Annotated in this window: 7 protein-coding genes; 1 reads left to right on the forward strand and 6 read right to left on the reverse strand. The window is 73.9% G+C overall.

All coding sequences use genetic code 11. The features are described 5' to 3' along the window. On the reverse strand, positions 1–530 hold a 530-nt coding region (locus tag NON00_RS22755), incomplete at its 3' end, for a dihydroxyacetone kinase subunit DhaK (RefSeq protein WP_256025065.1). Positions 531–674: 144 nt separating this feature from the next. Here NON00_RS22755 and NON00_RS22760 point away from each other — a divergent pair. Next, positions 675–989, forward strand: coding sequence for an HU family DNA-binding protein (locus tag NON00_RS22760; protein ID WP_256025066.1), 315 nt, complete (start codon positions 675–677; stop codon positions 987–989). Positions 990–1,139: 150 nt separating this feature from the next. Here NON00_RS22760 and NON00_RS22765 read toward each other — a convergent pair whose 3' ends face one another. The 5 genes from NON00_RS22765 to NON00_RS22785 form a co-directional block, all read right to left on the reverse strand. Beyond that, complete coding sequence (locus tag NON00_RS22765) at positions 1,140–3,068, reverse strand: response regulator (protein ID WP_256025067.1); 1,929 nt, start codon at positions 3,066–3,068, stop codon at positions 1,140–1,142. 5 nt (positions 3,069–3,073) lie between these two features. Beyond that, a complete protein-coding gene (locus NON00_RS22770) occupies positions 3,074–4,804 on the reverse strand; it encodes a response regulator (RefSeq protein WP_256025068.1) in 1,731 nt (576 codons plus the stop codon). A 5-nt stretch (positions 4,805–4,809) separates the two neighbouring features. Then, positions 4,810–5,916 carry a chemotaxis-specific protein-glutamate methyltransferase CheB gene (cheB, locus tag NON00_RS22775; protein WP_256025071.1) on the reverse strand — a complete coding sequence of 369 codons (1,107 nt, stop codon included), beginning with the start codon at positions 5,914–5,916 and terminating at the stop codon, positions 4,810–4,812. Positions 5,917–5,978: 62 nt separating this feature from the next. Continuing rightward, positions 5,979–8,234: a hybrid sensor histidine kinase/response regulator gene (locus NON00_RS22780; RefSeq protein WP_256025069.1), complete on the reverse strand. Its 2,256-nt coding sequence runs from the start codon at positions 8,232–8,234 to the stop codon at positions 5,979–5,981. Positions 8,235–8,250: 16 nt separating this feature from the next. Beyond that, complete coding sequence (locus NON00_RS22785) at positions 8,251–9,918, reverse strand: methyl-accepting chemotaxis protein (RefSeq protein ID WP_256025070.1); 1,668 nt, start codon at positions 9,916–9,918, stop codon at positions 8,251–8,253. Positions 9,919–10,098 lie beyond the last annotated feature (180 nt).

Below are 10,098 nucleotides of genomic sequence, written 5' to 3' on the forward strand. Positions count from 1 at the left end.
GCGGCGACCTCCGGCAGCGGCAGGCCGCGCGCCGCGGCGGCGCCCGCCACCTTGTGCACCAGCACCGTGCCGGCGATGCCGCGCCGCCGCTCCAGCACCACGGTGTCGCGCAGCGCGACATCATCGGCCACCACGACGATCTCGGCGGGAATGCCCGCGGCCCGCGCCAGCTCGGCGGCGAGGCCGAAATTCAGCCGGTCGCCGGTATAGTTCTTCACCACCAGCAGGGCGCCGGCGGGGCCGGCCACGGCGCGGATGGCCGCCAGCACCGCATCCGTGCTGGGGGAGGTGAAGACATCGCCGGCCACGGCGGCATCGAGCAGGCCGGGGCCGACATAACCCGCATGGGCCGGCTCATGCCCCGCGCCGCCGCCGGAGAGCACGGCCACGGCCCGCTGTTCCGGCGGCGGCAGCGGGTGGCGCAGCACGGCATCGGCTTCCGCCAGCAGCGCCTGCCCCGGCGCCAGGGCCACGAACCCTTCCAGCATCTCGCGCACCACGGCGCGCGGATCGTTGATCAGCTTCTTCATTGCTGGCGTCTCCCTCAATGCCGGGGAGGGTGGGCGCGCCGCGCCGGGGCTTCAAGACGATTTATGTGGGCATAAGCCACAAACAGGACTTCACGCCGGGCGCCGGCTGTGCTTTGGGTGGCCCATTGCAAGAAAGGCAAGACCATGTCGAAGAAGTTCCTGGCTGACACCATCCAGAACTCCATCGAGATCACCGGCGTGGGCGCCAATGCCCTCGCCGGCGACATCATCGAGGCCATCAAGGCCGAAATCGTGAAGAATGGCCGATTCACCATTCCTGATTTCGGCGCCTTCATCGTGCGCGAGACGCCGAAGCGCACCGCCATGAACCCCCGCACCGGCGAGAAGGTGCAGGTGAAGGCCGGCGCCACCGTGCGCTTCAAGCCCTCCCCCGCGCTGCGCGAGGCCGCCTTCACGGCGCTGAAGAAGAACAAGCGCAAGGCCGCCAAGGCCTCCTGAGGCCAGGCCGCCCCCCACAGGGGCGCCCCATAGGGCCGCTTCCTGTGGGGCGCTTGCGGGTTTGGGGGGGCTTCGCCCCCTCAAACACCCCGCTCTCTTTTCTTTGGGCGGGGGACAGGGTCTCCTGCACCCGCCTTCCGCGGGTTCTCCTCAGGGCTTTGGCTGCGCGCCGCCGCCCTCCTCCGGGGGCGCGCCGGCCAGCAGCCCGGTGATGCAGCGCGCCAGATCGCCGAGGCGGAAAGGCTTGCGCAGCAGCGGATGGCCGCTCGGCACGGGCTGCACCCCCGCATAACCCGTCAGCAGCAGCACCGGCAGGGCTGGCAGGATCTCCCGCGCGCGCGCCGCCAGTTCGGCACCCCCCATGCCCGGCATGGTGACATCGCTGACCAGCAGCCCGATTTCCTCCTCCCCCCCGGCGAGCAGGCGCAGCGCCTGCTCGCCATCCGCCACCTCGATCACCCGGTGGCCGAGATCAGCCAGGAAGGTGGCGGTGACACCGCGCACCCCGGCATCGTCATCCACCACCAGCACGGTCACGGCGCGCGGCGGGGCGGCGGGCGGGGCATGGCCAGGGCGGGCGGGCTCCACCGCCTGCCCGGCGCGCGGCAGGAAAAGCTCCACCACCGTGCCCTGGCCCGGCGCGCTGCGCAGCGCCGCCGTGCCACCGGACTGGCGCGTCAGCCCATAGACCATCGAGAGGCCGAGCCCCGTGCCCTTGCCCACCTCCTTGGTGGTGAAGAAAGGCTCGAAGGCCTGCGCCATCACGGCGGGCGGCATGCCCTCCCCCGTGTCGCAGACGGCGAGGATGACATAGTCCCCCGCCGGCAGGTCCGGCACCTCCTCCTCGCCCACCGCGGCGTTGCGGGTGGCGATGGTGATGCGCCCGCCCTCCGGCATGGCATCGCGGCTGTTGATGCAGAGATTGAGCAGGGCGAGGCCCAGCTGCTCCGGGTCCACCATCGCCGGCCAGAGCGCGGGCGCCAGGGCGCGGCAGAGTTCCGCCTGCCCGATGCTGCGCAGCAGCAGTTCGTCCATGTCGAGGACAAGCTGGTTCACATCGGTGGCACGCAGCTGCAATTCGCGCTTGCGGCTGAAGCTGAGAAGGCGCTGCGTCAGCGTCGAGCCGCGCTCGGCCGCCATGATGGCGTTCTTGACGAGCTTCTGCTGGCGCGGATCGGACAGGCCGCTATGCGACAGCAATTCCAGGCTGCCGAGGATGGCGGTCAACAGGTTGTTGAAGTCATGCGCGACGCCGCCGGCCATGGTGCCGAGGGCCTGCATCTTCTCCGCCTGGTGCAGCCGCTCCTCCAGGGCACGCTGCTCCGTCATGTCGTGCTCGATGGTGGCGAGATGCGTGGTGGCCCCCGTGGCATCGTGGATGGGGATGCGGGTGACGCGCACCCAGCGCGGCGCGGCGCCGCCCTCCTGGCGCTGTTCCACCGCCTCCACCGCATGCCCGGCATCCAGGGCCGCGCGTTCCGCCGCGCGCAGCGGGGCGGCGGCCTCGGGCGGCAGCAGCGCCGCCTCGTCGAGGCCGAGGCACGCCGCCGGCGCCGCGCGCCCCAGCGCCGCCGCCTTCACCCCGTTCAGCCGCACGAAGCGCCCCTCGGCATCCTTGAAGCTCAGCGCATCGGCGGAGGAGGCGAGCAGGCCCTGGAGCAGGGCGCGCTCCGTCTCCAGCGCGCGGGCGAGGCGGTAGCGCTCCACCGCGCCGCGCACCATGCTGAGCAGCGCCGCCGGCTCCCACGGCTTCGGCGCATAGCCGGCGATGCGGCCGAGATTGACGGCGCTGATCACCGCCTCCAGATCGGCATAGCCGGTGAGCAGCAGCGCCTCCGCCCGGCTGATGGCGCGGGCGCGGGCGAGGAAGGCATCCCCCGCCATTTCCGGCATGCGCTGGTCGGAGAGGATGACATGAACATCCGCCTCCGCCGCCAGCAGGGCGAGGCCGGCCGCGCCCGAGGGCGCGGTGAGGACGCGGAACTCCTCCTCGAGGAGATCGGTGAGCGCCACGAGGATTTCCGGCTCGTCATCGACGAGCAGCAGCGTGGCGCGGGAATCCGGAGGAAGGTTCGGCATGGCCGTCAGCGCCCCTGTTGCATCGGCACGCCGATGGTGAAGCAGGCCCCGCCGGCGGGGCCCTGTCCGACGCTGATCGTGCCATCATGCGCCTGGATGACGTTGTAGGCGATGGCGAGGCCAAGCCCCGTGCCCGCGCCCACCGGCTTGGTGGTGAAGAAGGGTTCGAAGATCCGTTCGCGCAGCGCCTCGGGCACGCCGGGCCCGGTGTCGGAAATGGCGATGCGGTATTGCCCCGCCTCGCTGCGCGTCGCGATGGTGATGGTGCCATGCCCGGCGATGGCGTCGGCGGCGTTGCTGATGATGTTCATCACCACCTGGTTCAGCAGCGCCGGGGAGCAGCGCAGCTCCGGCACCGCCGCGTAGTCGCGCTGGACGGTGATGCGGTCGCCCAGCTTGTGCGCCAGCAGGGCCAGCACGGTGTCGATGGCGTCCGGCACGTTGACGCGCTGGAAGGCATCGTCCTGGCGGGAGAATTTGCGCAGGTTCAGCACGAGGTCCTGGATGCGCCTCAGGCCGAGCGACATGGAGCGCACGCGCTCGCCGCAGCGCTCCACCAGCGGGCGGGCGGCGGCATTCTCCTCCAGCATCGGCCGCAGCTGGCCGAGCAGCCGCTCCACCGTGCCCTGATGCGCCAGGATGAAGGCCAGCGGGTTGTTGATCTCATGCGCGATGCCGGCCACCAGCTCGCCCAGCGAGGCCATCTTGGCGGCCTGCACCAGCTTCGTCTGGGTGTCCTTCAATTGCCGGTTGGCCTCGGCCAGCTCGTCATTGGCGCGGGCCAGGGCCTCGGCCAGGGCGGCCTTGGCCTGGGCGGCGGCGGCCTCGGCCTGGGCGCGCTGGACCGACAATGCGCGCGCGCGCAGCTCGGCCGCGCCGCGCCGCTCCTCCTCCTGCAACAGCTTGCGGCGCAGCGCGGCGCGCAGGCGCAGGCCGAGGACGCGCGCCTCCGCCCGGGCGGGCACCAGCTCATCCGCCCCCGCCTCGAACAGGCTGGCGAGCAGGCCGCGCCCCGCCCCATCCTCCGGCCCCTCGGGCGCGAGGGCGACGATCTGGAAGCCCACCCCCTCCCCTTCCCCGCCGGCGGCGGCGCGCAGGGCGTTGAGCCGGGCGCAGAGGGCGGCGCCATCCAGCCCCGGCCCGGCGGCATTCAGCACCACGCAATCCCAGGCGGCGGGGGCGGCGGCCACGGCCTCCAGCGCGGCGGCGGCGCTGGCCGCCTCCTCCACCGCATAGCCCTCCCGCCCCAGCAGCGCGGCGAGGGCGGCGCGGCCGGCCGCCTCCCCATCCACCACCAGCATGCGGGCGCGGCGGAAGCCGCCGCCGCCGGGATCGGCGGGGCCGACGGCGGCGGCGCGGCGGCGCAGCAGGGCACGGATGCGCAGCAGCAGCAGGTCGCGGTCGGCCGATTTCGGCACATAGGCATCGGCGCCGCTTTCCAGCCCCTGCCGCTCCAGATCGCCCTCGCGCGCCTCGGTCAGCATCAGCACGGGGATGGCGCGGGTGCGGCTGTTCAGGCGGAGCTGCCGCGCCAGCTCATCCCCGTTCATGCCGGGGAGGTGGTAGTCGGCGATCACCAGCGCCGGCAATTCGCCATTCAGCGCCTCCAGCGCCAGCTCGGCCGTGGCGGTGCGGGAGACGGCGCAGCCCTGCGCCTCCAGCCAGCGGCGCATCTGCAGCGCCTGGGTCTCCGAATCCTCGACCAGCAGCACGGGGGTGCCGGGGGGGATGGGCATGGGGCTCACCCGCCGCGCGCCATCTGGGCAAGGCGCGGGCCGATCATCGGCAGGGGCAGGCTGAGGCAGGAGGCGCCAAGCCGCACCGCCGCCGCCGGCATGCCATAGACCACGGCGGTGCTCTCATGCTCGGTGATGGTGAAGCCGCCGGCCTGGCGCAGCTCCGCCAGCCCCTGCGCGCCATCCTCCCCCATGCCGGTGAGCAGCACGCCCAGCCCCTGCGGCCCGCACGCCTCGGCCAGGGAGCGGAAGAGCAGCGTGGCGGAAGGGCGCTGGCTGCCGAGCGGCTTCTCCGCGCTGATCCGCAGCCGGCCCTGCGTCGTGAGCAGCAGGTGGCGGTCGCCGGGCGCGACATGGACATGGCCGGGCATCGGCAGCTCTCCTTCCTGCGCCAGGCGGACGGGCAGCGGCACGAGGCCGTCCAGCCAGGCGGCGAAGCCCTCCATGAAGGCGCCGCCCATATGTTGCACCAGCAGCACCGGCAGCGGGAAAGCGGCCGGCAGGGCGCCCAGCACCTGCGCCAGCGCCGGCGGCCCGCCGGTGGAGGCGGCGATGGCCAGCACCGCCGGGCGCTGCGCCGGCACCCGGGGAGAAGGCCCCTCGGGGAAGGGCGCCGTGGCGGCAGGCGCTTCGGGGGAAGGCGCCAAGGGGGAAGGCGCGGCGGCGAAGGCCGTGGGCAGGCGGGGGGCGGGGCGCGTCACCCCCGGGCCGCGGCGGCGGATCACCGGCACCTGGCTCATGATGTAGAGCTGGGTACAGATGGTCTCGGCGATGCGCTCATGCCCGCCGCTCTCCATCCCCACCGGCTTCTCCACCACCGAGAGCGCGCCGGCGCGCAGCGCGTTCATCGAGATGCGCAGCGAGGCATCCTCGATGCTGTCGGCGATGACGACGATGGGCGTCGGCCATTCCGCCATGATGCGGCGCGTGGCCTCCAGCCCGTCCATGCCGGGCAGGCGGATATCCATCGAGATGACATCGGGGCGGATGCACGGCAATTCGCGCAGCGCCTCCTCGGCCGAGTCCACCGCCGCCACCAGCATCAGCCGCGGATCGCGCGAGACGATATGGGCCAGCAGCCGCCGCACCACCAGCGAGTCCTCGACGATCATCACGCGCACGGGCGGCGGCACGGGGGGAAGAGAGGGGGGCAGCACGGGAGGGGGGGAAAGGCTCACAGCATCTGTCCGATGGTCGCCAGCAGTTCACGCTGGTCGAATTTCTGCTTGGTGATATAGGCACCCGCGCCCAGCTCCAGCCCACGCCGCACATCCTGCGGATCGGCGCGCGAGGTCATCAGGATGACCGGGATGGGGGCGAGGCGCGGGTCGGTCTTCATCGCCTGCAGCAGGGCGAAGCCATCCATGCGCGGCATCTCGACATCGGCGATGACGAGATCCACCACCGCCTCCCCCGCCCGCAGCAGGGCCAGGGCGTCCAGCCCGTCCACGCTGAGCAGCACGCGGAAGCCCTGTGCCTCCAGGATGCTTTTTTCCAGGGTGCGGGTGGTGATGGAATCATCCACCACCAGGATGGTGGCGGCGGGCCGGGCCTCGGGCACGGCGGCGGGGCCGATGCCGATGCTGATGCCGATGCCTGGGGCGGCGAATTGCCCCGCCTCGCGCAGCCAGCGGCCCACCAGCCCCTCCGGGCTCAGCACCAGGACCGGCGCCTCCCCCTCGCGCAGGGCGAGGCCGGCGACCAGCGCGGCATCCACCCCCGGCGCGTCCACCGCCTCCACCGTCAGCACGCGGACATCGTGGAAGGCCTCCACCGCCACGGCACAGCGCCGCTCGCCGCCGCGCAGCAGCACGGCCTTCACATGGCCCGCCTCGACCGGGATGGGGGCGGCGGGCTCTCCAAGCAGGGCGGACAGGGCGACCACGGGGGCGATAACGTCACGCCCGCCACTTTCGATGCGCAGCACCGGCTGGCCCTCGGCGCGGGTGATGGCGGCGGCGGGCTGGCGCAGCAGCCGCTCCACCCCATGCCCCGGCAGGCCATAGGCACGGCCCCCCGCCTCCACCAGCAGCAGCGGCAGGCGGGCGGCGGAGAGCGGCACGGCGATTTCCACCTCCGTCCCCCAGGGCTGGCGCGGCCGCAGCGTGGCGCCGCCGCGCCAGGCCCGCGCCACCTCCGCCACCACGGACAGGCCCATGCCACGGCCCGAGAGCCGGTCCACCGCCGGCGCGGTGGAGAAGCCCGGCTCGAAGACCAGGGCGAGCAGATGCTCCGCCGGCGGCGGCGGCTGGCCGGGGGCGCGCGGCGGCAGCAGCCCCGCGCGCAGCGCCGTGGCCTCGATGCGGGCGAGGTCCGGCCCCGGCCCGTCATCCTGCACGCGGATCACCAGCAGCCCGCCACGCGCCTCCAGCCGCAGCGCGATCTCGGCCTCCGGCGGCTTGCCCTGGCGGGCGCGGCGGGCGGCCCCCTCGAGCCCATGGCCCACGGCATTGCGCAGCAGATGCGTCACCGGGTCCTTCAGCGCCTGGAGCAGGCGGCGATCGGCCTGGAGCTCCAGCCCCTCGGCCAGGATGCGCGCCTCATGCCCCGCCTCGCGCGCCAGGGTGCCGGCCATGCGGGCCAGCGGGCCCAGCACCGCCTCGGCCGGCACCAGGGCGATGCGCTCCACCTGGCGGCGCAGCGCGGCGGCGGCGCCCTCGGTGGCCCAGGCAGCGGCGCGCTGCGCCCGCGCCATCTGGCCGAGGCGGCGGGACAGCCCGGCCAGATCATGCCCGAAATCGCGCATCCGGCCGGCCGCCGCCGGATTGGCCAGGGTGGGATTGGCCAGGGTGGGCAGGCGCGCCAGCGCCTCCCAGTCCCGCCGCAGGGCGCGCATGGCCCCTTCCAGCGCGCGCAGGGAATGCTCCACCCCCTCCTGCCGCGCCAGCGGGGCGGCGAGCGCCTGCACGGCGGCGGTGAGCGCCTCCATCTGCGCCGCCGGCACCCGCAGATAATCCCCCGCCCCGGCCGGCGCCGCCTCCACCGGCGGGGCTGAGGCAGGGCCTGGGAAGCCCAAACCAGAGCCGGGGTCGGCCGGGAGAGGCCCGGGGGCGGGGGGTGGGGCGCCGGGCAGCAGGGCCTCCAGCGCCGCCCGCGCCGCCACGGGCGGCTTCCCCTCCGGCAGCGCCGCCACATAGGTCTCGATGCCGTCCAGCCCCGCCCGCACCCCGGCGATGGCGGCGGCATCCAGCGCCAGCGCACCCTCGCCGATGCGGCTGAACACCGCCTCCAGCCGGTGCGCGAGATCCTCCACCACCGGCAGGTCCACCGCCCGCGCCGCCCCCTTCAGGCTGTGCGCGCGGCGGAAGGCATCGCGCAGGTCGAAGGGCTGGCCGCGCGCGGCGGCGGCCAGCGCGGCGCGGATGGCCGCGAGATGCTCCTGGTGCTCGATGCCGAAGGCGGCGAGAAGCTCCTGGCGCAGGTCGCTCATCGGCGGCCCCCGCCCGTCACAGCCGGTAGCGGTCGGCCAGGGTGACAAGCTGCTGCGAGAGCTGCGCCAGGTTCCCCGCCGCCGTGTCGAGCTGCCGCGTGCCCGCCGCCGTCTGCTGGCTGGCCTGGCGGATATTCTGCAGCGCGCTCATCACCTGCTCGATGCCGAGCTGCTGCTGGTTGGTGCTGGCGACGATCTGCTGGAAGGTCTGCACGCTCTCCTGGATGCGGCCGGTGATCTCGGTGATGGTGTCCTGCGTCGTGCCGGTGCGCTCCCGCCCGGCGGCGACGCGCTTCACCGCCTCCTCGGTCAGCATGACGGAGGCGTTGATGCCGCGCTGGATGTCGCCGAGGATGGAACGCACCTGCCCCGTCGCCTCCTTCGCCTGATCGGCCAGGGTCTTCATCTCGGCGGCGACGACGGCGAAGCTGCGGCCCTGCTCGCCGGCGGCGGCGGCCTCGATCGCCGCGTTCAGCGCCAGCAGGTGGCTGCGCTCCGAGATGTCGTTGACGGTCGCGATGATCTCGCCGATCGCCTGGGTCTTCTCCGACAGCGCGACGATGTTGCCGGCCACCGCCTCCGCCTGCTCTCGGATGGCGTCCATGGCGCGCACCGTCTCCTCCACCGCGCGCAGCCCGGCGGTGGAGGTCTGCGCCGTGGCCTGGGCGGAGGCGATGACCTCCTGCGCCCGCTTGCCGATCTGCGCGCCGGAATGGGTGATCTCGTCCACCGTCGCGGCGGTTTCCTGCACGGCGGCCAGCTGCTCCTCCACGCTCGCCGCCTGCTCCTGCGTGCTGGCGCGGATCTCGGCGGCGGCGGCGTTCAGGTTCTCGGTCGCCTCGCGGCTCTGGCGGGCGAGCTGGCGCAGCCCCTCCACCATGGCGTTCAGCGTGGCGCCGAGATGGCCCAGCTCGTCCCGCCCCGTCGCCGCCGGCGCGCCGCCCAGCTCGCCGCGCCCGACCCGCTCGACGAAGAGCATGAAGGCATTCAGCGGCCGCAGGATGGAGCGGCGGATCAGCAGGGTGATCGCGATGCCGAGCAGCACGGCGGCGAGCATGACGAGGAGCACGGACATCCGGCTTTCCTCATAGATCTCGCCGCCGCGCTGCTGGCCGGCGGCGATCAGGCTGTTCACCGCCTCCTGCAGGCGGTCCACCAGCCGGCCGAACTCGGTGCGGCTGAGCACCAGCGCCTCGCCCGCCGCCTGCACCGCGGCGAGGTCGCCGCCGCGCACGGACTGGAACTGAAGCTGCGTCGTCTCGCGGATCTGCCGCAGCGGCGTCGCCGCCTGGCCGAGCAGGCGGGCGATCTGCATCCAGGCGGCGCGGCGCTCGGGCGAGACGGCGGTGCTGCCATTCTGCCCGGCCTCGGCCAGCATCTGGCCCAGCAGCGCCTCGGCCCGCGCGGCCTGGGGCGGCCATTGCGGCGCCGGGTCCTCACCCTGCGGCTCCCGCCCCAGGCCGCGCAGCAGGAAGCGCGAGATGGTGCGGCTGCGCGCATCCTGCATGTCCGCCTCGGCATCGCGCAGCTCCATCAGCTGGCGCAGCATGGCGAGGTCGCGCGTCACGATGGTGTCGGTGGACTGGGTGACGACGCCGATCTGGTTCAGCCCGTAGAGGCCGAGGCCGATCAGCAGCAGCGTGACGGCGGCGAAGCCGAGGAGGATGCGGTTGGCGATGCTCAAGGCGTCACGCTCCGGTGGGCTGGGGGGCGTTGCGGAAGGGGTGCAGCAGGCGGCCGAGATCGACGAGGCCGATCAGCCCGCCCGCCGGCCCTGGCAGCAGGGCATGGGCGCAGAGGCCGCCCTGGCCGGCGGTGGGCCCGGCGGTGGGCGCGGCGGTGGGCCCGGCGGCGAAGACGCGCG

The sequence above is a fragment of the Roseomonas sp. GC11 genome, from assembly GCF_024437745.1.
Classification (GTDB): domain Bacteria; phylum Pseudomonadota; class Alphaproteobacteria; order Acetobacterales; family Acetobacteraceae; genus Pseudoroseomonas.

Bases quoted from the DNA above. Each gene is read 5' to 3' on its own strand.
- NON00_RS22760 (WP_256025066.1), top strand. From the start codon at position 675: ATGTCGAAGAAGTTCCTGGCTGACACCATCCAGAACTCCATCGAGATC.
- NON00_RS22765 (WP_256025067.1), bottom strand. From the start codon at position 3,068: ATGCCGAACCTTCCTCCGGATTCCCGCGCCACGCTGCTGCTCGTCGAT.
- NON00_RS22770 (WP_256025068.1), bottom strand. From the start codon at position 4,804: ATGCCCATCCCCCCCGGCACCCCCGTGCTGCTGGTCGAGGATTCGGAG.
- cheB (WP_256025071.1), bottom strand. From the start codon at position 5,916: ATGATCGTCGAGGACTCGCTGGTGGTGCGGCGGCTGCTGGCCCATATC.
- NON00_RS22780 (WP_256025069.1), bottom strand. From the start codon at position 8,234: ATGAGCGACCTGCGCCAGGAGCTTCTCGCCGCCTTCGGCATCGAGCAC.